The 21,303-nt window shown below is 49.9% G+C and carries 22 protein-coding genes; 14 read left to right on the top strand and 8 right to left on the bottom strand.

Annotation, left to right across the window (positions count from 1 at the left end):
• Positions 1 to 24 precede the first annotated feature (24 nt).
• A complete protein-coding gene (gene yjeM, locus ABLU96_RS08145) occupies positions 25 to 1,527 on the bottom strand; it encodes a glutamate/gamma-aminobutyrate family transporter YjeM (RefSeq protein WP_064358232.1) in 1,503 nt (500 codons plus the stop codon).
• A gap of 151 nt (positions 1,528 to 1,678) precedes the next feature.
• Positions 1,679 to 2,656, bottom strand: a complete 978-nt coding sequence (gene epmA, locus ABLU96_RS08150; RefSeq protein ID WP_025107640.1) for an elongation factor P--(R)-beta-lysine ligase — start codon at positions 2,654 to 2,656, stop codon at positions 1,679 to 1,681.
• A 275-nt stretch (positions 2,657 to 2,931) separates the two neighbouring features.
• Between epmA and frdA the strand changes: the two genes are divergently transcribed.
• The 5 genes from frdA (at position 2,932) to ABLU96_RS08175 (ending at position 6,896) form a co-directional block, all read left to right on the top strand.
• Positions 2,932 to 4,722: a fumarate reductase (quinol) flavoprotein subunit gene (gene frdA / locus ABLU96_RS08155; RefSeq protein WP_025107641.1), complete on the top strand. Its 1,791-nt coding sequence runs from the start codon at positions 2,932 to 2,934 to the stop codon at positions 4,720 to 4,722.
• Complete coding sequence (locus tag ABLU96_RS08160) at positions 4,715 to 5,449, top strand: succinate dehydrogenase/fumarate reductase iron-sulfur subunit (protein ID WP_004097940.1); 735 nt, start codon at positions 4,715 to 4,717, stop codon at positions 5,447 to 5,449. Before frdA ends, ABLU96_RS08160 begins: the two co-directional genes overlap by 8 nt.
• Before the next feature lie 10 nt (positions 5,450 to 5,459).
• On the top strand, positions 5,460 to 5,855 hold the full coding sequence (gene frdC, locus ABLU96_RS08165; protein WP_004117355.1) for a fumarate reductase subunit FrdC: 396 nt from the start codon (positions 5,460 to 5,462) through the stop codon (positions 5,853 to 5,855).
• Positions 5,856 to 5,865: 10 nt separating this feature from the next.
• Positions 5,866 to 6,225, top strand: a complete 360-nt coding sequence (gene frdD / locus ABLU96_RS08170) for a fumarate reductase subunit FrdD (protein WP_004097938.1) — start codon at positions 5,866 to 5,868, stop codon at positions 6,223 to 6,225.
• Between the two features lie 140 nt (positions 6,226 to 6,365).
• Positions 6,366 to 6,896: a lipocalin family protein gene (locus ABLU96_RS08175; protein ID WP_064405835.1), complete on the top strand. Its 531-nt coding sequence runs from the start codon at positions 6,366 to 6,368 to the stop codon at positions 6,894 to 6,896.
• On the opposite strand, the gene sugE is transcribed toward ABLU96_RS08175, so the two are convergent.
• The 4 genes from sugE to efp all read right to left on the bottom strand — a co-directional run bounded on the left by sugE (position 6,893) and on the right by efp (position 8,427).
• Entirely contained in the window at positions 6,893 to 7,210 is a 318-nt protein-coding gene (gene sugE, locus ABLU96_RS08180) for a quaternary ammonium compound efflux SMR transporter SugE (RefSeq protein WP_014227609.1), read from the bottom strand. The genes ABLU96_RS08175 and sugE overlap by 4 nt on opposite strands.
• A gap of 140 nt (positions 7,211 to 7,350) precedes the next feature.
• A complete protein-coding gene (ecnB, locus tag ABLU96_RS08185) occupies positions 7,351 to 7,497 on the bottom strand; it encodes a lipoprotein toxin entericidin B (protein ID WP_004097935.1) in 147 nt (48 codons plus the stop codon).
• Between the two features lie 162 nt (positions 7,498 to 7,659).
• Complete coding sequence (locus tag ABLU96_RS08190) at positions 7,660 to 7,791, bottom strand: entericidin A/B family lipoprotein (RefSeq protein ID WP_064405867.1); 132 nt, start codon at positions 7,789 to 7,791, stop codon at positions 7,660 to 7,662.
• 69 nt (positions 7,792 to 7,860) lie between these two features.
• Positions 7,861 to 8,427 carry an elongation factor P gene (efp, locus tag ABLU96_RS08195; protein WP_004097931.1) on the bottom strand — a complete coding sequence of 189 codons (567 nt, stop codon included), beginning with the start codon at positions 8,425 to 8,427 and terminating at the stop codon, positions 7,861 to 7,863.
• 42 nt (positions 8,428 to 8,469) lie between these two features.
• On the opposite strand from efp, the gene epmB reads away from it, so the two are divergent.
• Positions 8,470 to 9,498, top strand: a complete 1,029-nt coding sequence (epmB, locus tag ABLU96_RS08200) for an EF-P beta-lysylation protein EpmB (protein ID WP_032695144.1) — start codon at positions 8,470 to 8,472, stop codon at positions 9,496 to 9,498.
• Between the two features lie 161 nt (positions 9,499 to 9,659).
• On the opposite strand, the gene ABLU96_RS08205 is transcribed toward epmB, so the two are convergent.
• Positions 9,660 to 10,226, bottom strand: a complete 567-nt coding sequence (locus tag ABLU96_RS08205) for a winged helix-turn-helix domain-containing protein (protein ID WP_004097927.1) — start codon at positions 10,224 to 10,226, stop codon at positions 9,660 to 9,662.
• Between the two features lie 481 nt (positions 10,227 to 10,707).
• On the opposite strand from ABLU96_RS08205, the gene ABLU96_RS08210 reads away from it, so the two are divergent.
• From ABLU96_RS08210 to yjeJ, 8 genes are all read left to right on the top strand, one after another.
• Positions 10,708 to 11,268, top strand: a complete 561-nt coding sequence (locus ABLU96_RS08210) for a type 1 fimbrial protein (RefSeq protein WP_025107645.1) — start codon at positions 10,708 to 10,710, stop codon at positions 11,266 to 11,268.
• Between the two features lie 57 nt (positions 11,269 to 11,325).
• The gene (locus ABLU96_RS08215; RefSeq protein WP_025107646.1) at positions 11,326 to 12,018 is read left to right on the top strand and encodes a molecular chaperone; all 693 of its coding nucleotides are present in this window, start codon (positions 11,326 to 11,328) and stop codon (positions 12,016 to 12,018) included.
• 50 nt (positions 12,019 to 12,068) lie between these two features.
• Positions 12,069 to 14,603 carry a fimbria/pilus outer membrane usher protein gene (locus ABLU96_RS08220; protein WP_064405869.1) on the top strand — a complete coding sequence of 845 codons (2,535 nt, stop codon included), beginning with the start codon at positions 12,069 to 12,071 and terminating at the stop codon, positions 14,601 to 14,603.
• 4 nt (positions 14,604 to 14,607) lie between these two features.
• Positions 14,608 to 15,621 (top strand): fimbrial protein, encoded by a 1,014-nt coding sequence (locus tag ABLU96_RS08225; RefSeq protein WP_064405837.1) that lies wholly within the window; start codon positions 14,608 to 14,610, stop codon positions 15,619 to 15,621.
• A gap of 448 nt (positions 15,622 to 16,069) precedes the next feature.
• Positions 16,070 to 16,432 (top strand): hypothetical protein, encoded by a 363-nt coding sequence (locus tag ABLU96_RS08230; protein WP_004097919.1) that lies wholly within the window; start codon positions 16,070 to 16,072, stop codon positions 16,430 to 16,432.
• A gap of 80 nt (positions 16,433 to 16,512) precedes the next feature.
• The gene (locus ABLU96_RS08235) at positions 16,513 to 17,799 is read left to right on the top strand and encodes an HlyD family secretion protein (protein WP_064405839.1); all 1,287 of its coding nucleotides are present in this window, start codon (positions 16,513 to 16,515) and stop codon (positions 17,797 to 17,799) included.
• Entirely contained in the window at positions 17,792 to 19,915 is a 2,124-nt protein-coding gene (locus ABLU96_RS08240; protein WP_004097913.1) for a peptidase domain-containing ABC transporter, read from the top strand. The genes ABLU96_RS08235 and ABLU96_RS08240 overlap by 8 nt, the downstream gene beginning before the upstream one ends.
• A 22-nt stretch (positions 19,916 to 19,937) precedes the next feature.
• The gene (gene yjeJ / locus ABLU96_RS08245; RefSeq protein WP_025107651.1) at positions 19,938 to 20,804 is read left to right on the top strand and encodes a YjeJ family protein; all 867 of its coding nucleotides are present in this window, start codon (positions 19,938 to 19,940) and stop codon (positions 20,802 to 20,804) included.
• Between the two features lie 47 nt (positions 20,805 to 20,851).
• Here yjeJ and ABLU96_RS08250 read toward each other — a convergent pair whose 3' ends face one another.
• Positions 20,852 to 21,205, bottom strand: coding sequence for a DUF4156 domain-containing protein (locus ABLU96_RS08250; RefSeq protein ID WP_004097909.1), 354 nt, complete (start codon positions 21,203 to 21,205; stop codon positions 20,852 to 20,854).
• Positions 21,206 to 21,303: the final 98 nt, after the last annotated feature.

Genomic DNA, 21,303 nt, shown 5'->3' on the forward strand with positions numbered 1-21,303 from the left:
CTGAACGCAGGCAAGGCCAGCGTTTTAGCTCTCCTCGACCATCAGCTGCACCGCCGTACGCCGGCGGTAATTCTCATAGATCCCCAGCGCCAGCAGCGAAAAGAAAGCCGGTCCGCCGACCATCCACAGCGCGCTGCTCCAGTCACCCGCTTCCATCACCGGCTCAATCACGGTAAAGATATTGGCAAATGCCACCACCAGTACCACAACGGCGGTCGCCAGCAGCGTCGAGCCGCGGTGTTTAAAAATCACAAAGGGGCGATCGAGATCCTGCTTCGCCTTAAAAAAAGGAAATGCCAGCGTTAAAAACAGATACGGCAGCGTCATAGAGACATTCGCCATCAGCGTCAGTTTGTTATAAAACGCCGACGCGGTATCGCCCCCAAAGGAAACCAGCAGAATAAACACGCTCACCAGCAGGCACTGCCACCACATGGCGTTCGCCGGCATACCGTTAGCGTTAATTCGCGTCATTGCTAAAGGCCAGAGCGCTTTTGGCGTGCCCTGAATAATCGCCTTTAACGGCGAGTAGCTCAGGGTAAAGAAAGCGCCGGTATAAGCGAGGAACATGGCGAGTCCGGTGATTCTGGCAAACCATAATCCGCTCAGGGCGGCGACGGCGGGCGGCAGATGCATCGCATTAGCCAGGGTGGCGCCAAGGTGGGTCATCAGCACGTAGGTGATATTACCGAGGTTCGTGGAAGGGTTGCTCAATACCTGCTGCCAGTTGGCGCTCACGCCCCACAGAACAATCGCCAGCGAATAGCCAACAGAAATGACGACCGCCGCGATAACAATGCCTTTGGCAAAATTCTTTTCCGGCTGCTCGGTTTTATCCACCAGACCGCCAACCGCTTCGATTCCGCCGTAGGCAAAGATGGCAAAAACCACGAACGATAGCATCGCCAGACCGGACTGATAGTCTGGATTAGGCGAGGCCGTGAAATCCAATGGTTGGGCAAAATGGCCGCCGTTGAGCAGTAAAATCACCAGGCTCACCAGCAGCAGGACCAGATTAAGGCCCATGACCGCGATCCCGCCGACGGCGGTAATTTTGGCGATTTTGTGCATGCCTTTTACCGCGACAAAGGTCACCAGCAGCATCCAGAACGCGGCAAGAATACCGACCGTTTGCGTGGAGGTCAGTCCGGCCAGCGCCCAGGATTGCGTTTTATCCGCGCCGAATAAGAATGTGGAAAACGGCACCCAAATTTTAGCCGCCGTGCTGACCATCCAGACCACATAGGATGAAAACCACATAAAGGCCCCCATAAACGCAAAGCGCGGGCCGACGCTATGATTCATCCATGAATAGATCCCGCCCTCCTCCTTACGATAGGCCGCTCCCATCTCCGCCATCATTAGCGCAAAAGGGATAAAGAAAAACAGAGCGGAGAAGAGATAAAACGGCATCGCGCTGTAACCCATCAGGTAGAACGCTGAGGGGCTGTTTGCAAAACCAAATACCGAGGTGAAGATCATTAATATCAGCCCAATCAGGCTCATCTTCTTTATTTGCTGGTGCATAAATCTATCCAAACGCGGTATCGCGGCAGAGGATGCCGGATAGCCCAAAAAAATGAGCGCGGATAGTAGCAAAAAACCAAACGGTTCTTGTGGGTATTAGGGCTAAAAGGCGGGCTTCCCTTCCATCATCGAAAGGGAAGCTGAGAGAGGATCAGGCGCGGTCGACGGTGAAAGAGAGAACCTCACCGATGCTTTCTGCCCCCAGGGCCAGCATCACGACGCGGTCAACGCCCAGCGCCACGCCGGAACAATCCGGCAGCCCGGCTTCGAGAGCGGCCAGCAGATGACGATCGATTGGCTGCTGCGGCAGGCCGCGAGCGGCGCGCTTGCGGTTATCCTGCTCAAAACGCTGCTGCTGTTCGCGCGCGTCGGTCAGCTCATGAAAACCGTTCGCCAGCTCAATGCCTTTGTAATAGACCTCAAAACGTTCCGCCACGCGGTGATCTTCGGTGCTGATTTGCGCCAGCGACGCCTGGCTTGCCGGGAAGTGATAAATAAACGTCGGACGATCTTTACCGATGTGCGGCTCGACGCCCATGGTAAAAAGTAGCTGAAGCAGCGTATCCCGGTCCTCTTCCGTATCGGCGATATTGCTCAGATCCAGCTTCGCCGCCACTTCGCGCAGCTGCGTTTTATCCGCCGACAGCGGATCGATTTCCAGATGACGCTGGAAGGCTTGCTGATAGGAGAGGCTTTCGGCTGGCTGGCAGTCGAGGACCTGCTGGAGCAGATCGTCCACTTCATTGATCAGCCGGTACATGTCATAGCACGGACGATACCACTCCAGCATGGTGAATTCCGGGTTATGGTGGCGCCCCATCTCTTCATTGCGGAAGCTACGGCACAGCTGAAACACCGGGCCGCAGCCGGCCGCCAGCAGGCGCTTCATGTGATACTCCGGGCTGGTCATCAGGTACAGATTCAGCCCCTGAGAATGACCAGGACCGACGAAACGCGTCTCAAACGGGACCATATGAATATCCGTCACCGTCGCCTGACTCATGCAGGGCGTCTCCACCTCCAGCACGCCGCGGTCGGTAAAGAAACGGCGAATTTCCGCCATGACCGCTGCACGTTTTAATAGATTTGGAATGGATGCGCTCGGCTGCCAGGTTGCCGTTTCGCTCATGGTACGTTCTCCGATTTGAAACAAGGGCACGAAGTCTACTCGTAACTGGCGGATGAAACAAATTTTGTGCGAATACGTAAACGCGTTACATACACTTAATTTATTGATAACCCAAAAACATAAAGCAATGAGATAAACGACCGCACAGAACGATAAAAAAATCGAACACGTCAATTTTCCCTCATAACCCTACGGCTATACTCCTTACCTATAAAGGAGCAGTGATACGTTTTCGCCAGCCCGGCGGCGAAATAAACAAAAACTGGAGGAATGTCGTGCAAACTTTTCAAGCCGATCTTGCCGTAATAGGCGCAGGCGGAGCAGGTCTTCGCGCCGCAATAGCCGCCGCGCAAGCTAATCCAAATGCAAAAATAGCTCTAATTTCAAAAGTCTATCCTATGCGCAGCCATACCGTTGCTGCTGAAGGGGGTTCCGCTGCCGTCGCGCAGGATCATGATAGCTTCGAGTACCATTTTCACGACACCGTTGCCGGCGGCGACTGGCTATGTGAGCAGGACGTCGTTGACTACTTCGTTCATCACTGCCCGACGGAAATGACCCAGCTCGAACAGTGGGGATGCCCGTGGAGCCGCCGCCCGGACGGCAGCGTCAACGTCCGGCGATTCGGCGGTATGAAGATCGAACGAACCTGGTTCGCTGCCGATAAAACCGGCTTTCATATGCTGCACACCCTGTTCCAGACCTCGCTTCAATTCCCGCAAATCCAACGCTTCGACGAACATTTTGTTCTGGATATTCTGGTCGATGATGGGCAGGCTCGAGGTCTGGTCGCAATGAATATGATGGAAGGTACGCTGGTGCAGATCCGCGCCAACGCGGTAGTTCTGGCTACCGGCGGCGCTGGACGCGTGTATCGCTACAATACCAACGGCGGTATCGTCACCGGCGACGGGATGGGTATGGCGCTCAGCCACGGCGTACCGCTGCGCGATATGGAGTTCGTGCAGTATCACCCCACCGGCCTGCCGGGCTCCGGTATTCTGATGACGGAAGGCTGCCGCGGCGAAGGCGGTATTCTGGTCAACAAGAACGGCTACCGCTACCTGCAGGATTACGGCATGGGTCCGGAAACCCCGCTGGGCGAACCGAAAAATAAATATATGGAGCTGGGTCCGCGCGATAAAGTCTCCCAGGCTTTCTGGCACGAATGGCGCAAGGGCAACACGATCCCTACGCCGCGAGGCGATGTGGTCTATCTCGATCTGCGCCATTTGGGTGAGAAAAAGCTGCTTGAACGTCTGCCGTTTATCTGTGAACTCTCGAAAGCCTACGTTGGCGTCGATCCGGTAAAAGAGCCGATTCCGGTGCGTCCAACCGCACACTACACCATGGGCGGGATCGAAACCGACCAGCAGTGTGAAACCCGTATCAAAGGGCTGTTTGCCGTTGGCGAGTGTTCTTCTGTGGGTCTGCACGGCGCCAACCGCCTTGGCTCCAACTCCCTGGCGGAGCTGGTGGTCTTTGGTCGTCTGGCCGGTGAGCAGGCCATGCAGCGCGCAACCGAAGCGGGCGAAGCCAATAGCGCCGCGCTGGACGCGCAGGTCGTCGATATCGAGAAGCGCCTGAAAGATCTGGTTAATCAGGAAGGTAACGAGAACTGGGCGAAGATTCGCGACGAAATGGGTCTGTCGATGGAAGAAGGCTGCGGCATCTACCGTACGCCGGAGCTCATGCAGAAAACGGTCGATAAGCTCGCCGAGCTGCAGGAGCGCTTCAAGCGCGTGCGGATCACCGACACGTCCAGCGTGTTCAATACCGACCTGCTGTACACCATCGAACTGGGCCATGGTCTGAACGTCGCCGAATGTATGGCGCATTCCGCCCTCGCGCGTAAAGAGTCCCGCGGCGCGCATCAGCGCCTGGATGAAGGCTGCACCGAGCGCGACGACGTCAACTTCCTCAAGCATACCCTCGCCTTCCGCGATGCCGATGGCCACACCAGTCTGGAGTACAGTGATGTGAAAATCACCACTCTGCCGCCGGCAAAACGCGTGTACGGTGCGGAAGCGGAAGCAGCCGAGAAGAAGGAGACGACGAATGGCTGAGATGAAAAACATGAAAGTCGAAGTGGTGCGCTATAACCCGGAAGTGGACATCGCACCGCACAGCGCTTTCTATGAAGTTCCCTATGATGAGCAAACCTCGCTGCTTGATGCGCTGGGCTATATCAAAGACAACCTCGCGCCGGACCTCAGCTACCGCTGGTCCTGCCGCATGGCGATTTGCGGTTCCTGCGGCATGATGGTGAACAAGGTGCCAAAACTGGCCTGCAAAACCTTCCTGCGCGAATACACCAAAGGCATTAAAGTCGAGGCGCTGGCTAACTTCCCGATTGAGCGCGATCTGGTGGTCGATATGACCCACTTTATTGAAAGCCTGGAAGCGATTAAGCCGTACATCATTGGCAACCCGCGCACGCCCGATCAGGGGCCTAACACCCAGACCCCGGCGCAAATGGCCAAGTATCACCAGTTCTCCGGCTGCATTAACTGCGGCCTGTGCTACGCGGCCTGCCCGCAGTTTGGTCTTAATCCGGAGTTTATCGGCCCGGCGGCGATCACCCTCGCCCATCGCTATAACGAAGACAGCCGCGACCACGGTAAAAAGGAACGTATGGCGCAGCTTAACGGCCAGAATGGCGTCTGGACATGTACTTTCGTGGGCTACTGCTCCGAAGTCTGCCCGAAACACGTCGACCCGGCGGCCGCGATCCAGCAGGGCAAGGTAGAAAGCTCGAAAGACTTTCTTATCGCCACCCTGAAACCACGCTAAGGAGTGCAGTATGACGACTAAACGCAAACCCTACGTGCGGCCGATGCCGTCCACCTGGTGGAAAAAACTGCCGTTTTATCGCTTCTATATGCTGCGTGAGGGGACAGCGGTACCCACGGTCTGGTTCAGCATCGTGCTGATTTACGGATTGTTCGCACTGAAGCACGGCGCGGAGAGCTGGGCCGGGTATATCGGTTTTCTGCAAAATCCGATTGTCGTGATCCTGAACCTGATCACGCTTGCAGCCGCGCTGCTGCATACCAAAACCTGGTTTGAGCTGGCACCGAAAGCTGCCAATATTATCCTTAAAGGCGAGAAAATGGGGCCAGAGCCGGTTATTAAGGGGCTTTGGATCGTCACTGCGGTCGTCACCGTGGTGATCCTGTTTGTCGCGCTGTTCTGGTAAGGAGGCTGGAATGATTAATCCCAAACCAAAACGTTCTGATGAACCGGTATTCTGGGGGCTGTTTGGCGCTGGCGGCATGTGGGGAGCGATTGTCGCCCCCGTCATCGTGCTGCTGGTGGGTATTATGCTGCCGCTCGGACTAGCGCCCGCGGACGCCTTCAGCTACGAACGCGTGCTGGCTTTCGCCCATAGCTTTATTGGCCGCGCATTCATTTTCCTGATGATTGTGCTACCGCTATGGTGTGGACTTCACCGTATTCACCATGCGATGCATGATTTGAAAATTCACGTACCCAACGGTAAGTGGGTCTTCTACGGCCTCGCGGCGATTCTGACCGTCGTCACTCTGGTCGGCATATTGTTCATCTAAAGCGCTCGCCGGAGGCCGCTTTTACCTCCTCGGCGATAAGCCCGGTAGCATTATGTTACCGGGCTCGCTTCTCAAGAAAATTCTGCCGCATTTTTCCTGCCTGAATCTACACTTAGCTTAAAACTGGCAAGGAAAACATTATGCGTCTGCTACCCGTTATTGCGGTTGTTGCCGCTTCATTTCTGCTTGTAGCCTGCAGCGCGCCGACGCCACCTCCTGGCGTAACCGTGGTCAGTCCGTTCAACCCCCAACGCTATCTTGGCACCTGGTATGAGATTGCCCGCTTCGATCACCATTTTGAGAGCGGTTTAGAAAAAGTTACCGCAACCTATAGCCTGCGCGACGATGGCGGGCTGAACGTGGTCAATAAGGGATACAACCCCGACCGGGGGATGTGGCAGAAAACCGACGGCGTGGCTTACTTTACCGGGGAGCCCACGCGAGCCGCGCTGAAAGTGTCGTTTTTCGGCCCCTTCTATGGCGGCTATAACGTGATTGCGCTGGACAAGGATTATCGCTACGCGCTGGTTTGCGGACCTGATCGGGATTATCTCTGGCTACTGGCGCGCGCGCCGAAAATCCCGCCAGAAGTGAAGCAGCAGATGCTGGATATCGCTACCCGGCAGGGATTCGACGTCAGCAAACTGCTGTGGGTCAATCAGCAGTATTAATGCGCGCTCATTTTCAGGCCAATGATACCAATCACAATACACGCCAGGCTGGCAATGCGCATCGGGCTGGCGGATTCGCCTAGCAGGATAATCCCCGTCACGGCTGCGCCGACCGCGCCAATTCCGGTCCAAACGGCGTAAGCCGTCCCCACGGGTAGCGTTTTCATCGCCCATGACAGCAGCGCCATGCTGATGACCATGGCGGCAATCGTTATCACGCTTGGCACCAGGCGGCTAAACCCATGGGTATATTTCAGGCCGACAGCCCAGACGACTTCCAGCAGACCCGCGATAAACAGAATAAACCAGGACATATGGCTCCTTTGATGGGGCCGTCCCCAGATGTGAAACGCTTACAGGCCGTCCCGTAAGGTAGATGATATTCCACAGGAATTATACACGACGTGGCAAGGGTGAGGAAGAACGGTACGACCAACGGCCGTACCGCCATGGTCTATTGCTGAGCTTTGGTCGCGGCGCCCGAAATCGCGCTGCCGCCTTCTGAAATATCCTGACCTACACCGCGCGTGGTGTTACATGCGGTCAGTACAGAGGAAAGTGCCAAAACCGTAAAGAACGCTGCAATCGCTTTTTTTACCATAATGTCATCCTTATTAACCAGTTTTAGTTATCGTGCTCTATAAGCATAGACAAACTGGTCCAGGATGAGGGAAGCGAGACGATTTTTAAGAGAAAAAGAAGTGAAGAAAGGGAATCAGACAGAGCGTGAGTATATGAATAAGAATTGCCTGATGAAATAAGATTAGCTGACCGCGTGAGAAATAGCATGACCCAGGCTCTGGATATCCTCGCCCACGCCGCGAGCCGTATTGCATCCAGTCAACAGCGAACCGCTCAACAATAACAGTAGCAAAAGTTTCAGTGTGGGATTCATCTTCCTTGCCTGCGGTTTCAACCTGTAGAGGCGCAGCATGGCGCTGCGCCAACTCTTTCGCCGCCTGAATTACTTCACGCGGGAGACGTATTCGCCAGAACGAGTATCGACTTTGATGACTTCGCCAATCTGTACGAACAGAGGAACTTTAACCACTGCGCCAGTGGACAGCGTTGCAGGCTTGCCGCCGGTACCCGCGGTATCGCCTTTCAGGCCTGGATCGGTTTCAACGATTTCCAGCTCAACAAAGTTTGGCGGGGTGACGGAAATAGGCTGACCGTTCCACAGGGTCACGATGCATTCAGCCTGATCCAGCAGCCATTTAGCGTTATCGCCAACGGCTTTAGCATCAGCGGCCAGCTGTTCGAAGGTAGAGTTGTTCATAAAGTGCCAGAACTCACCGTCGTTATACAGGTAAGTCAGGTTCATATCGACAACGTCCGCACCTTCAGCAGAATCGGTAGACTTGAAGGTTTTCTCAACGCGAGTACCGGTCAACAGGCGGCGCAGCTTAACGCGCGCGAAAGCCTGGCCTTTGCCGGGTTTAACGAATTCACTGGCTTCAACGGCATAAGGTTCGCCGTCCATCATGATTTTAAGACCGGCACGAAAATCGTTGCTATAGTAAGTCGCCATAAGGCCCTCTGAAATTTTGTTAATTGGTAGCTAAGCCACAAAATGGCGCATATTGTAACCCTAAATACCCCATCCAGAGAAGATTGGTTAACGCAACTTGCCGATGTTGTGACCAGTCCTGATGAACTGCTGCATCTTTTAAATGTAGACGCAGATGCGAATCTATTGGCAGGACGTGATGCTAAGCGCCTGTTCGCACTGCGTGTTCCGCGGGCGTTTATTGCCCGTATGGAGCCAGGCAATCCCAACGATCCTCTTCTACGTCAGGTACTTACCTCCCAGGAAGAGTTTATTAATGCCCCAGGATTCTCTACCGATCCGCTGGAAGAACAGCATAGCGTGGTACCCGGTCTGCTGCATAAATACAGCAACCGTGCGCTACTGCTGGTGAAAGGCGGCTGCGCGGTAAATTGTCGTTATTGCTTCCGTCGTCACTTCCCCTATGCTGAAAACCAGGGCAATAAGCGTAACTGGCAGCAGGCCCTGGAGTACATTTCGGCACATCCACAGCTGGATGAGATCATTTTTTCCGGCGGCGATCCGCTTATGGCCAAGGATCATGAACTCGACTGGCTATTGACGCAGCTGGAATCTATTCCGCACATCAAGCGCCTGCGTATTCACAGCCGGCTGCCCATTGTGATTCCTGCGCGTATAACTGATACGCTGGTTGCCCGTATTGCTGCATCATCGTTACAGGTACTGCTGGTAAACCACGTTAACCACGCCAACGAGATTGATGCGGCGTTTCGTGCGTCCATGAAAAAACTGCGTATGGCTGGCGTGACCTTATTGAATCAAAGCGTGCTGCTGCGCGGCGTAAATGATAACGCCAACACGCTTGCCGACCTGAGCAACGCGCTATTCGACGCCGGCGTCATGCCTTATTATCTGCACGTGTTAGACAAAGTGCAGGGAGCGGCGCATTTTATGGTCAGTGACGAAGAGGCCAGAGCGATCGTGCGCGAATTGCTGACGCTGGTGTCCGGCTATTTAGTACCAAAACTTGCGCGGGAAATCGGCGGGGAACCCAGCAAGACGCCCCTCGACTTGGGGTTAAAGCAGCAATAGTCAATCCGTCTGCCGGGCATGGCCAGGCAGACTGCCTATTTGCTATTACTCACTGGTATATAACTACTACTGCTTAATCATTTTCGTAAAACCAGTCGTTATCCTTTCTGAAAGAAAGTAAAAGCAAATATAAAAGCAAGCTGTAGACCCATTCATTAAAGCTACAAGAAAAGAGAAAGAATGTTTGCTGCGGTCATAACCAATAGCAGGGGTAAAATCCACTTGGGTAATTTGAACTCTGTTGCTTTATTGTCATTGAAACTTTTTTGCGCATCTTCCTGAATGGCTAAATTATGAGTCACATTGTTCTCAACCGGAGGCGAAGATGTGCTCGCGGTGATCTGCACATTTTCAGGATTTTCTGGCTCTTTTTCGTCCGTTCGGAAGAATGACGCGATATTTGATCCTGCGGCGAGAACAAATCCCCGCTGCCTTACTGTGACAATAATATCTTGCGATAATCCTGCTTTCAGTAATGATTTTCTTAGCAAGGAAATGTTCTGATAGAACGTATTCTGAGAAACAACAATCCCTCTATTTTTCCACACTATATCCAGAAACTCCTCCCTGGATATAATCTTCCCGTTGCTTTCGAGCAAAAGTTGCAGGCAGCGTGCCGTTGGCACATTGAGGGTCACGCTGTCCCCATTCTCTCCTACAGGCTGTAGCTCATTCATATTTACATTAAAAATAACTTCATTATTAATGATATATTCATTGAATATCATAATCCCAATCCTCTCTCACCATTCCATATGAAACAAAGATGAATTAAATTCAAATTCACCTTTAGCAAACACAACACATCCCTTTTAGCCTGCCAGATTAGATAATTTCAAGGATAAATTCCCGCTCCTCCCAGAGCAAAGATAATATTATCATGATATTTGAACCAAATGGAAGACTGATTTACAACTATACGTTCCAGATACGCTCATTATTATCTACGAAGTCTACTTGTGAATTTGCAACCTTCAATAAACAAGCTTTAAATTCAAGCAGAATTCACATGCATTTTATCTACCCTGCACTTAGATTTGTTACCGCTCCGGCACAATACGCGCTGATTTGTACAATAGTGGCGGCAGGAGAAAGATAACGATAGCGCTCAGGCAGCATAGCGGAATGCTAGTTATTACTATTCATACTAATTAACATCCACGCCATGACGCTATTCAGGACTTTAGTATCTCTATATGGATTAAATAAATGAAAAAAACAATTGTAGCTGTAATGGTCGCTGCTTCAGCAGTTCTGAGTGCCCAGGCTTTTGCGGCAGGGAACAGTTCTAACCTGACTATTCTGGGCAACGTAACCGACACCGGCGAATCCTGTAACGTAACGCCGTCCGCGATGATTTCAGGCGGATCTTTAACGCTGGATGATGTAAAAGCATCCGTGCTGGAGGCCCTGGCTGTCAACGCACCGTATATGTCTACAGCAAAAGATATTGAGTACAAAATCGAAGACTGCCAGAAAGGCGCTAAAGACTTTAGTGGCAATATCAACGTCACCGTAACAGGCGACTATATCAGCGGCCAGGATGACGTGCTGACCAACTCCGCGGCCAGCCCGGCGACTAACGCTGCGGTTACCGTGGTTAATACCGATGGAACCCGCGTAAGCTTCACCGGCACTACGCCTAAGGTTATTGCATATACTGCGGGTACGCCTTCTTATCTGCGTTATAAAGCCGCATACGTTAAAACCGCAAATGGCGTTACCGATGGTGCAGTTAAGGGTGTAGCAACCTTTACTATTAGCTACTAATAAGCATGCCGGGGTTTACCTGAGGTAAACCCCATTCTTATATTCAGGGAATGAATTATGCTGAAGTCATTATTAAGGCTAACTACACTTTCTTTTATTACCATCAGCTTTGTAGCCCACAGCGGAGTCGTGGTGGATTCAACCCGTCATCTTTATAAAGAAGGCGCGCGAGAAATCAGCGCAAACATTGAAAATAAAGATGATACGCCATATCTTATTAAATCCTGGGTAGAAGCACCTGAAGGAACGAAAGACAGCTTTTTTATGGTGACGCCTCCGCTTTTCCGTCTGGAGGGAAAGCAAACGAATACGGTGCGTGTTTTTCCTAATGCGTATATATCCAAAGCACCGCAGGATCGTGAAACCGTCTACTTCTTTAACGTTATGTCTATCCCGCCAACCAGCGATAGTGAAGCCGATAAAAACAAGCTGCAGCTCGCCGTTCGCCACAGAATGCGCCTCATCTATCGTCCACGCGCTATTCAGGATATGAATATTACTACTGAGGCCAAAAATCTGCAGTGGCGTAAGTCCGGTAATAAAATAACGTTAAAAAACCCGACCCCATTCTTTATTTATTTTAAAACAATAACAATAAACGGCAGGGATATTACTAGTTCAGTTAATAACATTGATGCTTTTTCCAGCAAAGAATTTACTTTGCCTGCAGGTATAAATGGTTCAGAGATCGTATGGAAGGTGGCTACGGATAATGGGGGCTCGGGCCCAGCTAACACCTCATCGATTTAAATTCTTTTTCATTGGCCAGGGTGAAAAGTATGTCTATTTCAATAAAAAAGATGGGAGGGGCGCTATCCGGAACCTACCACACATTTTTCGTTCTCGTTCCGGCGCTCGCTCTCGGTTTAAGCGCTAATGCCCTGGCACGTGATTTTTTTGATCCCGCTTTTATAAAATCAGTAAATCAGGGCGATCCATCCTCAATACCGGACCTGTCCCTGTATTCAACCAGGGATGCACAGGCACCAGGGGTGTACCGCATTGACGTTATTTTAAATAATAGTCTGCAAGAAACGGCCGATATTCGCTTTGTTGACAAAAAAGATCCGGCGACTGATGCCTTAAAACTCGCGCCATGTTTAAGCATTGCTAAATTAACCACCTATGGTTTACGTTCAGATGCATTTCCAACATTAAAAGAGGATGCTAACGGCTGTGCTGATACGAGCATCATCCCGGATTTCACCACCGATTTTAACTTTAATACTCAACAGCTGCTGATATCCATACCGCAGGCAGCCCTGTCGACGATAGCTCAGGGATTTGTTTCTCCCGATGAGTTTGATGACGGTATTAACGCCTTGCTGACCAACTATCAGTTTAGTTCGGGCAAAGACTATGAAGCGGACAATGAGTATTACAATCTTAACCTACAATCCGGCCTGAACATTGGGCCGTGGCGCCTGCGCAACCTTAGTACCTGGAATAAATCAGCAGGCACGAAGAGTGACTGGGATTCCGTCTATCTCTATGCGCAGCGAAGCATTGTATCGTTGAAAAGCACCTTAGTCATGGGTGAAAGCACCTCTCTCTCCAGCATTTTTGACAGCGTGCCCTTCACGGGGATTCAGCTGGCAACCGATACGGACATGATTCCTGAAAGCCTGCGCGGCTTCGCGCCTGTTGTTCGTGGTATTGCCAGGACCAACGCTCGCATCGTCATTAAACAGAATGGCTATCAAATCTACCAGGCCTTTGTCGCTCCGGGCGCTTTCGAAATCACCGATCTTTACTCGACCGGCGGCAACGGTGACCTTTACGTCACCGTCGAGGAGTCCGATGGTTCCCAACAGAACTTCGTCGTGCCTTACGCCTCTCTGCCATTAATGCTCAGAGAAGGCCAGATGGAGTATGAGATCACGAGCGGTAAATATCGCCCATATGACGGCAATATAGATGAAAAACCGTTTACGCAGGCTACGATCGGCTACGGTGTCTTAAGCAACACCACTTTCTATACCGGTTTGCAGGCGGCATCCAACTATCAGGCGCTCGCTTTCGGAGTCGGGCAAAACCTTGGCGATATTGGCGCGGTTTCCGCAGACGTCACGACAGCCTGGTCCCACAAGAAAGATGAAGATAAAACGTCCGGCCAATCCTGGCGTATCCGCTATGGTAAAAATATTCTTGAGACCGGCACCAATATTACCGTAGCCGGCTACCGCTATTCGACCTCCGGGTACAATACGCTAAGCGATGTGATGAACACCTATAGCAACAGATACGGCGGCTATACTCCACGCTCTCTGCGTAACAGAACCAATATTACCGTCAGCCAAAGCCTGGGGGCCGGGTTAGGTAGCCTTTCTGTATCCGGTATATTCGAGGATTACTGGGACAGCAAGCGCCACAATAACTCGCTGAATATTGGTTACAACGGCGGGTTCCGCCGCTTTAACTATTATGCCGGCTATAGCTATAGCCGCTACAGCTGGGGAAATAGTGGCTCCGGCCGTTATGTAGAGGATGACCATGTCGTTTCATTTAATATCTCTATTCCTTTAAGCGAGTGGTTGCCTAATGCTTATGCGACCTACAACGTCACCAACAGCAGCCCGGGCTCGACCGATCAGTATGTTTCTCTGAGCGGGGTGGCGCTGGAAAATCATAACCTCGACTGGAACGTACAGCAGGGCTACAGCAATCGGGAGGATGCCAGCGGCGGCGTCTACGGCAACTATCGTGGTTCAACGGGTTCAGTTAACGCCGGCTACAGTTATGCCAAACATAGCCAGTTGATTAACTATGGTCTGAGCGGCGGCGTATTAATGCATGCCGACGGTATTACCCTGGGTCAGGAAATGTCTGAAACCGCCGTACTGGTTAAAGCACCCGGGCTGAAAAATGTACGCCTGGAAAACGACGCGACTATCGAAACGGACTCCCGCGGCTACGCGATTATTCCGTACGTTACGCCATACCATCGGACCAACGTAACCTTAGATAGCACGACTCTGGGGAATAATATGGAATTGCCAAATACGACGCAAAAAGTCGTGCCTACACGTGCAGCCGTGGTACGGGCGAACTTCGCGGGTAATATTGGCCGCCGCGCATTCCTTATCCTTAAGAGAGCATCAGGCGAAAACGTGCCGTATGGCGCAACGGTAACGTCAACTACCGATAAAAATGCCCAGGCCAGTATCGTGTCTGATGGTGGGATGGTCTACATGTCCGGTCTAAAAGATAACGGTGAAGTCTATGCCCAGTGGGGTTCAAAGACTGGCCAGCAGTGTAAAGCGGCTTATAGTCTGGCCAGGGAAATCGAAGGCATCGCGCAGACGACTGCGGTTTGCCACCAACAGGGAAAGTAATACTATGAAATGTCTTTTTTTTATTATTAGTTTACTCAGCATAAGCTTACAGGCGGTGGCTACCTGCTCATATAGTAAAACGGGTGGCGGTGCGATTACCGTTAGTTTTAACGGTTCTGTCATCGCGGATTCCACATTACCTAACGGTAGCATATTAGCGTCGGCAAGACGTGGAAGTGTAAATCCCAAAACATTTTCATCGTGTAGTTCCAGCGATGTTTATGTCGTCAGAACCGTACCTGTCGTAAGCCCATCTAATATTACTAAAATTGGTGGAAAAATAGTTTATGAGACAGGTATCCCCGGTATTGGGTTTCAGATTTCTGATATTACCTTACCATCAGTTAACTATTTTTCCCCTGCAGAAATAGATCAACCAGAAATAGCCAGCAATCATTATTTTTCTAAAGCGTCTGGACAGGTCATGGTCTGGTTAGTGAAAACCGGCCCCATAACGAAACAAAAGGGAAACAAAACGGCGGTTTATTTTATGGCTGGCCCGCCAAATCAGACCAACACGGGTGCATCGAATACCGCTGAATTATTCAGAATCAATGTGGATTTGACTAACATTACTTTTAAGGAAACTACCTGCGAAATCTCGCCGCGCAATGGAGGTATCGTAAAACTATCAACCATTGATATTTCAGATTTAAATTCCGTAGCTGTCGGTAGTGCCGCAGGCAAGTCCAAAAATATCACCCTCGATATTAACTGCCCGGATTCAGAAATCAATAAAAAATATGTTTACTGGTTTAGCCCTATATCTGTAGCATCAACAAGCGTAAATGGACTATTACTAAATTCATTACCAGACGGCGCTCAAAACATAGGTATCATTCTTAAAAAAAATGGTTCTGCGATAAAATTTAACGATCTGAGTGCCTACCCCTTCGTCAGTACTAAGAGTCAGGATTTAACGCTCACTGCTGACTATTTTAAAATCGCTAAAAATGTCTCTGCAGGCATCACTGGGGAGATAAAAACAGATTTAGAGGTCATCCTGCAGGAGGAATAATTCCCCTGTGAGCAAGGATATAAGCATATACCAGCAAGTTTTACATAGACTTAATGATGAATAAAAGCAAAAACGTTATAAATCCAAAATTATTCGAGTGGTGAGTGAGAGAATACCTGGCAGTTTACTGCATTAAGTGGCTGGGCTGAGCGCGCTCAGCCAACGCTCAGGCAGCCTGAAGTGTGGTGGTTAAAATGCCTGTCGTTATCAATCCGTTCTCTCACACACAATCACGCCATCAATATTAATTCACTAAAGCTGATACATGAACCGCTAAAAATTCACTAATCAATCATCAACACGGACATTGAAAAATAACAGTCACATATTAGAATCAGCCTCGAAATACCACCTTGCACCTTCGTGTATTTCATTTTCTAAAAATGTCAAAATAGATTTTGACTTGTTGTTGTTTTCTTAAAGCACTCATATATTAAAGGAATATATAATGAAACAACTCACTGTATTTGAAATGGAAGAGATTTCTGGTGGCTACTCCTGGGACTTCTCATCGATAACTGGAGCCTTAACCAGTATTGTTTTTAATAGCGCTGAAGCTATCGGAGCATCCATTTTAGGCGCCACAGCTGGCGCACTTGCCGGTTCTGCTATGGGCGGCATCTTCGGCGGTAACGGTGGCGGCATTTTGGGTATCGGGTCAATTGGCCAGGCGGTGGGGATGATTTACGGTCTGTGCGTTGGCGGCGTTGGTGGCGCTATTGCTGGTGCCATGGTTGGCTGGGATATCACTCTCGATAAATGTATCGAGATGTTTGATGGATTTGTTGATGGTACGCTAGCCTACTGGTAAGAAAGTTTTCAGACCATAACTTTATGAAGGCTCTGACGAGCCTTCTTTTATCTTAATTCTCTATCTCAAAGCTGATAACAATGTTAAAAAATATCTATCGCAAGGAAGCGATTGAGTACAAAAAAATTCACTGGAAAGGGAAAGCATTATTGTTAGCAGGCATCCCGGCATGGTTGGTTACCTTGTTAGCATCACTTTTTCTTATTGCTCTTGTATTATCTCTCATATTTTGTACCTTCACTCAGCGCATTGATGTGCGTGGCGAAGTCATTACGCTCCCCCACTCCGTGAACGTCTTCGCACCACAGCAAGGTTTTGTTGTTAATCAGCACGTAAAAGTGGGTGATATCGTAAACAAAGGCCAACCGCTTTATGAGCTTGACGTTTCGCGTAATACCATTAATGGGAATGTGAGCGCAGCCCAAATTGAAGTGATTAATGAAAAAATTGCTAATGCGGAAGATATTATAAGCAAACTGACGCGCAATAAAGCTGAAACATTAACCGCCCTTGATAAACAGCTTAAAACTACCAGCGCCTCACTGGCTGAAACTAATCGCATGCTGGCGACGACTCAGGTAGGCTTAAACAAAATGCATACCAACTTATCCAGCTATGATAAATACCTCAAGGATGGTCTGATCACTAAAGACCAGTATAACTATCAGCATTCTTTATATTTTCAACAGCAAAGCGCCTATCAATCCCTGGTTACCCAAAAAATGCAGCTGGAATCTCAGCTCACGCAAACCAATAGCGATAAAATAACCAAAGCAGCAGACTTTGATAATCAGATCTCCAGCCAGCACAATCAAATCAATGATTACAAAAATCAGCTGGTAGAATCCAACGCGAATGGTAATCTCATTATTAAAGCAACGACCAATGGAAAGATTGAGTCGCTGGCCGTGACTAAGGGGCAGATGGTTGAGAACGGCAGCAGCCTCGCACAGATCAAACCCACAGGGGATATTGAGTATTATCTCATCCTATGGTTACCCAATAATACTATCCCTTATGTGAAGCCAGGCGACACGATTAATATTCGCTATGATGCTTTTCCTGCGGATAAATTTGGGCAATTTCCAGGAAAGGTTATTTCTATCTCCTCGGTTCCAGCATCACGCCAGGAGATGGCTGAATATACCAACGTTAATAACGGCACTAGCCAGCAGGAGTTGGCGCTCTATAAAGCCATTATAAAAATTAAAGACAAGACTTTTAACTACAACGGAAAAACGCTCACGCTCTCTAACGGCCTGAAGGCTCAGGCGGTAGTTTTTCTTGAAGAGCGTCCGCTTTATATGTGGATGTTTACCCCTTTCTATAAGATGACGCAAAGCGTGAGTGGCCCGATCGATGCATAAAGAACTGTTTAAAACGATTACCGATAAGCTAAATTTTTCGCTCCGCCATAAAACGCCGGTGATATTACAGTCGGAGGCTGCCGAATGCGGTATCGCCTGTCTGGCGATGGTTTGCGGCTTCTACGGGCTCAATATCGACCTGTTCAACTTCCGCCATCGCTACGGCAGTCCTTCTCAGGGCGTTACGCTCATGTCGTTGAGCAAAACGGCGGAACATGCCGGGTTGAAAAGCCGCGCGCTATCCCTCGACCTGGATGAAATCAAGCAGCTAAAGCTGCCCTGCGTCATCCACTGGGGTTTGAATCATTACGTGGTGCTCACTAAAGTGCGTAAAAGCAGCTTTATTGTTCACGACCCGGCGCTGGGTAAACGGGTTATTGGCATCCAGGAAATGTCCAATAACTTTACCGGCGTTGCGCTGGAGCTATGGCCGGACCAAAACTTTCAGCAGGAACAGGCGAAATCTCGTCTACGCCTGCTGGACCTGATGCGTAATATTGTTGGGCTGAAATCCGTCCTGCTCAAGATCTTTGCCTTTTCGGTAGTGGTTGAGGCTATCGGCCTGTTGTTACCCATCGGCACGCAGCTGGTTACCGACCACGTCATCATGGCGCACGATCAGAGCCTGCTTTCGGTTATCTGTATTGGTCTGGTCTTCTTCACGCTCTTCCGTACATTTATTAGTATGCTGCGGGCCTGGATTTCATTAACGTTAAATACGCTGACCAATATTCAGTGGAAGACAACGCTGTTCGATCATCTGGCGAGCCTGCCGTTATCCTTTTTTGAGAAGCGCCATCTGGGCGATATTCAGTCTCGTTTCTCCTCGCTGGATACTATCCGCTCAACCTTCACCAATAGCATTGTTACCGGCATTATCGATTCGATTATGACCGTTGGCCTGCTGATTATGCTAACGCTTTATGGCGGCTGGCTGGTTTGGGTCGTGGTGGGCTTTACTTTATGCTACGTCATCATGCGTTTTGCGACCTACAGCTTCTACCGCCGCGTTGCCGAAGAGCAGGTTATCAAGGGCGCCCGTTCCAGCTCGCACTTTATGGAGTCGCTCTACGGTATTTCAACCATTAAGGCGTTGAACTTAAAAGAACGCCGTTCGCAGCACTGGTTAAATATCAACATCGACGCCTGTAATGCCGGCATCAAACAGACTCGGTTCGATATGATGTTTGGCGGTATTAATACCTTTATTACTTCTATCGACCAGGTTGCGGTTCTCTGGCTGGGGGCAATTATGGTTATTGATAACAATATGACCCTTGGCATGTTTATGGCCTTTAATGCCTATCGCGGTCAGTTCTCGCAGCGCGCCTCAAGTTTGATCGATCTGATTATGCAGCTGCGTATGCTGTCGTTACATAATGAGCGTCTTTCAGAGATCGTCTTTAGCGAGCCGGAAAAAGAACTGCCTTCACGACGCGTTTTTGCAGAAAACACGGGCGTTAAACTGGAAGTGAAGAATCTCAGCTACCAGTACGATCCGTTCTCGCAGCCTATTTTTTCTAATTTAAATATTACCGTTGAACCGGGCGAATCCATCGCGCTGGTCGGCCCTTCCGGCGTCGGTAAGACCACGCTACTGAAAGTCATGTGCGGCCTGCTGTCCCCAACCAGCGGCGATGTGATAGCGGATAACCTCGATATTCAGAAAATCGGCATTAACAACTTCCGTCATGGAACGGCCTGCGTTCTGCAGGAAGACAGACTCTTTTCGGGTTCCCTGATCGATAATATCAGCGGCTTTGAAGATAACGCCGATATGGACTTTATCGTTGAATGCGCACGCAGATGTAATATCCATGATGAAATCATGAAAATGCCGATGGGGTACGAAACCATTGTCGGCGAGCTCGGTTTAGGCATCTCTGGCGGGCAAAAACAGCGGCTCTTAATCGCTCGCGCCCTCTATCGAAAACCCAGCATTCTGTTTATGGATGAAGCCACCAGTCATCTCGATCTTAAAAATGAGTCGGTGATTAACCAGTCTATCTCTGGGCTAAGCATTACCCGAATCATCGTCGCCCATCGGCCATCCACCATTGCCTCGGCCGATCGCATCATTGATTTATCACAGCTACGCACGCTGGCACCAGCGTAACCCTCAGGAAAAGGAGATCCGAATGCAAGGCACGTTTATTGGTTTTAATACCGCATCAATTAAATATGAAGACAAATTTTTAGCTTTAATGCTCAAAGTAAAGCTGAGTAATCAACTTTGCCAGTCTTACTATCTTCAGGCCCAGGCGCTTACCGACCTCCTGTTAGTTTTACAACACAGGATGGCCATCGTATTACAGCGCTTAAACGCTGAAGGTGAAAGTTATAAGAGCGAACTGGTCGCTTTTAATGAGCAGCTCATAGAAAACACCCCGGTTATAGATATGCCGGAAGTCCAGCAGCCCAATTCGGAAAGGCGAGTCATATCGATTACGTTAAAACCAGGAGATACCTGGTCAACGCTCATTCTGGTGCTGCAAAACGAGCAAATTGCTACGCTGCGCATTGATGATATGCAGGTTGAAGCGCTGCTGGTTGGAGTTCAGCAATCTCTTAAAAACGCCGGTGATAACGAACTGATTAAAAATTTAACGTCATCACTGGAAAGCCTGATGCTATATGCCCTGGATTTAACGAATAACAAGAATGTTGATTATCAACAGTACATCCAGGATGAGTGGAAGCTCAATCTGTTTTCCCATTATCTGGGCGTGCTGTACTGCTGTGATACGGAGGCAGGACGAAAAATCATCTCCGGCGCGGTGATTAAAACCAACGCCGCCCATCCGTCAGAGCAGGAGAATAGCGTAGTGATGCGCTTAATTGAGAAGAGCCCAAAACTGAAAGAAGTGCACGCAAAGCATCAGCCCTGCCAGATTTTTAGCCAAATTATTCCTTCTCAGCCGGGAAGAATGCTGTCGCTGGAGGAGTGCCTGCGGCCTTTACATGCGTTCTACATGGCGACACAGGCCAAAATCAACGCGCGCTAAAAAATATGCCAGGTGCCTCTATTGGCTCAAAAGAGGCACCTGTTAAATCAATTCGGGCACTTATAAACCTGGCCGTTCATTTGGCTATCTGTCGGGACAAAGCTGGACAACAGATTCTGCGTCGGGCTGCTGACGCCGTAAATCACGTTGCCTCCCATTTCTGCCGCATGGTTACGCAGAGCGTTTGCCGCACCGCGCATAGAGCCGCCTTCATCACCATTCTGCCCGGACAGCCAGTTGCTCTGCGTACCGGTCGCAGTGCCTAACAGCTGGCATTCGGAACCCGGTTTATCCTCAACAAAGCGTACGTTCTGGCCACCAGAGGTCAATTCGTTGCTGGAGCTGCAACCTGCTAACAACAATGCTGCGCCGACAATCCCTGCTAAATATTTTACCTGCATGTTATTCCCCACGATCAATGAGCTGGACGCACTGGCCCGGATGTACAACCTTATACTAAAAAGACGACAAAAAGAAAAACCCCCGAGCATTTCTGCCC

The organism is Klebsiella sp. CN_Kp106, from assembly GCF_040064575.1.
Classification (GTDB): domain Bacteria; phylum Pseudomonadota; class Gammaproteobacteria; order Enterobacterales; family Enterobacteriaceae; genus Klebsiella; species Klebsiella michiganensis.

Bases quoted from the DNA above. Each gene is read 5' to 3' on its own strand.
- yjeJ (WP_025107651.1), top strand. From the start codon at position 19,938: ATGCAAGGCACGTTTATTGGTTTTAATACCGCATCAATTAAATATGAA.
- ABLU96_RS08235 (WP_064405839.1), top strand. From the start codon at position 16,513: ATGTTAAAAAATATCTATCGCAAGGAAGCGATTGAGTACAAAAAAATT.
- ABLU96_RS08190 (WP_064405867.1), bottom strand. From the start codon at position 7,791: ATGAATCCCACACTGAAACTTTTGCTACTGTTATTGTTGAGCGGTTCG.
- ABLU96_RS08175 (WP_064405835.1), top strand. From the start codon at position 6,366: ATGCGTCTGCTACCCGTTATTGCGGTTGTTGCCGCTTCATTTCTGCTT.
- ABLU96_RS08160 (WP_004097940.1), top strand. From the start codon at position 4,715: ATGGCTGAGATGAAAAACATGAAAGTCGAAGTGGTGCGCTATAACCCG.
- efp (WP_004097931.1), bottom strand. From the start codon at position 8,427: ATGGCGACTTACTATAGCAACGATTTTCGTGCCGGTCTTAAAATCATG.
- ABLU96_RS08215 (WP_025107646.1), top strand. From the start codon at position 11,326: ATGCTGAAGTCATTATTAAGGCTAACTACACTTTCTTTTATTACCATC.
- ABLU96_RS08250 (WP_004097909.1), bottom strand. From the start codon at position 21,205: ATGCAGGTAAAATATTTAGCAGGGATTGTCGGCGCAGCATTGTTGTTA.
- ABLU96_RS08220 (WP_064405869.1), top strand. From the start codon at position 12,069: ATGGGAGGGGCGCTATCCGGAACCTACCACACATTTTTCGTTCTCGTT.
- epmA (WP_025107640.1), bottom strand. From the start codon at position 2,656: ATGAGCGAAACGGCAACCTGGCAGCCGAGCGCATCCATTCCAAATCTA.
- sugE (WP_014227609.1), bottom strand. From the start codon at position 7,210: ATGTCCTGGTTTATTCTGTTTATCGCGGGTCTGCTGGAAGTCGTCTGG.
- ABLU96_RS08210 (WP_025107645.1), top strand. From the start codon at position 10,708: ATGAAAAAAACAATTGTAGCTGTAATGGTCGCTGCTTCAGCAGTTCTG.
- frdD (WP_004097938.1), top strand. From the start codon at position 5,866: ATGATTAATCCCAAACCAAAACGTTCTGATGAACCGGTATTCTGGGGG.
- frdC (WP_004117355.1), top strand. From the start codon at position 5,460: ATGACGACTAAACGCAAACCCTACGTGCGGCCGATGCCGTCCACCTGG.
- ABLU96_RS08240 (WP_004097913.1), top strand. From the start codon at position 17,792: ATGCATAAAGAACTGTTTAAAACGATTACCGATAAGCTAAATTTTTCG.
- epmB (WP_032695144.1), top strand. From the start codon at position 8,470: ATGGCGCATATTGTAACCCTAAATACCCCATCCAGAGAAGATTGGTTA.
- ABLU96_RS08225 (WP_064405837.1), top strand. From the start codon at position 14,608: ATGAAATGTCTTTTTTTTATTATTAGTTTACTCAGCATAAGCTTACAG.
- ABLU96_RS08230 (WP_004097919.1), top strand. From the start codon at position 16,070: ATGAAACAACTCACTGTATTTGAAATGGAAGAGATTTCTGGTGGCTAC.
- ABLU96_RS08205 (WP_004097927.1), bottom strand. From the start codon at position 10,226: ATGATATTCAATGAATATATCATTAATAATGAAGTTATTTTTAATGTA.
- ecnB (WP_004097935.1), bottom strand. From the start codon at position 7,497: ATGGTAAAAAAAGCGATTGCAGCGTTCTTTACGGTTTTGGCACTTTCC.
- yjeM (WP_064358232.1), bottom strand. From the start codon at position 1,527: ATGCACCAGCAAATAAAGAAGATGAGCCTGATTGGGCTGATATTAATG.